At 62.9% G+C, this 1,400-nt stretch carries 1 protein-coding gene; it reads right to left on the reverse strand.

The genetic code is table 11. The annotated features are described in order from the left end of the window. Window positions 1-37: 37 nt before the first annotated feature. Window positions 38-1,330, reverse strand: coding sequence for an IS256 family transposase (locus PSET11_RS00015; protein WP_024366175.1), 1,293 nt, complete (start codon window positions 1,328-1,330; stop codon window positions 38-40). Between the last annotated feature and the right edge of the window lie 70 nt (window positions 1,331-1,400).

Here is a 1,400-nt window from a genome sequence, read left to right on the forward strand (position 1 = left end):
GGGACTATCTCATAAACGGTGTATCCGGCGGTTTGTTTTAGTAGTTTTCAGCTGCCGGGAATCGGTCGCTGAAAGTGATGGCGAAGGCGTTCAAAGCGGGCTTCCAGCGCATTGTCCATCGGGTCCTGCCGGCACCGGTCGGATCGAGGGATCGGGTGACCAGATACAGGCACTTTAGCGCAGCCTGCTCGGTCGGGAAATGACCCCGGGCCTTGACGGCGCGCCGGTACCTGGCGTTCAACGATTCGATCGCGTTGGTCGAGCAGATCACGCGCCGGATTTCCACGTCGTAGTCCAGGAAGGGGATGAACTCCTCCCAAGCATTTTCCCAGAGCCGCACGATCGCCCCGTATTTCCTGCCCCAGCGCTCCGTCAGCTCCTCGAACGCTGCCCGGGCCGCCGTGGCGTTCACGGCTGTGTAGATCGGCTTCACATCCCGTTTGAGCGCATCCCAGTCCTGCTTCGAGGCCAGCCGGAAGGTGTTGCGGATCAAGTGGATGATGCACGTCTGGACGGTCGTCAGCGGCCACACGTTCGCCACGACCTCGGGCAGGCCCTTGAGCCCGTCGCAGACCAGGAAAAAGCTGTCCTTCACGCCGCGGTTCTTGATGTCGGTGAGCACGCTCATCCAGAACTTCGCGCCCTCCCCGCCAGTGCCGGCCCACAGGCCCAGGATGTCCTTCTCCCCGGCCAGAGTGACACCAATAGCGGCATAGACAGGGCGGTTGGCGACCTGCCCGTCCCGGACCTTGACGACAATGGCGTCGATGAAGATCGCCGCGTAGACCTCATCCAACGGCCGGTTCTGCCACGCGGCCATCTCTTCAAGCACCCGGTCGGTGATCCGCGAGACCGTCTCCTTGGACACCGAGGCGCCGTAGATCTCGGCGAAATGGGCGCTGATCTCCCCGGTCGTCAGGCCCTTGGCGTAGAGCGAGAGGACCATCTCATCGACCCCGGTCAGCCGCCGCTGGCGCTTGGCGACGATCTTCGGTTCGAACGTGCCCTCCCGGTCCCGCGGAACATCGATCTGCACCGGGCCGGTCGTCTCCGTCAGCACGGTCTTTGACCGGGTGCCGTTGCGCGAGTTGGCAGTGTCCTTGGCCGCCGCATCGTGCCTTTCATAACCGAGATGCTCGGTTAATTCCTCATCCAGCGCGGTCTCGATGACGGTCTTGGTCAACTGCTTGAGCAGCCCATCAGGGCCGGTCAGCGCCAGGCCCTGTTCCTTGGCCATCCTCACCAGCTCACGGGCGGCATCGACCTCGGAAGTGTCTGTCAGTTTTTCAACGGTCTTGGTACTCGGCACAGCCTCAAGTGTTGCGGCCATATCGGGCTCCTCCCCGCCAGGCTCACCGCCCGGCGTGTCGAGCCGGATACACCGTTATTTACACAGTCCC

Origin of the sequence: Arthrobacter ulcerisalmonis, assembly GCF_900609065.1 — a bacterium.
GTDB classification, from domain to species: domain Bacteria; phylum Actinomycetota; class Actinomycetes; order Actinomycetales; family Micrococcaceae; genus Arthrobacter; species Arthrobacter ulcerisalmonis.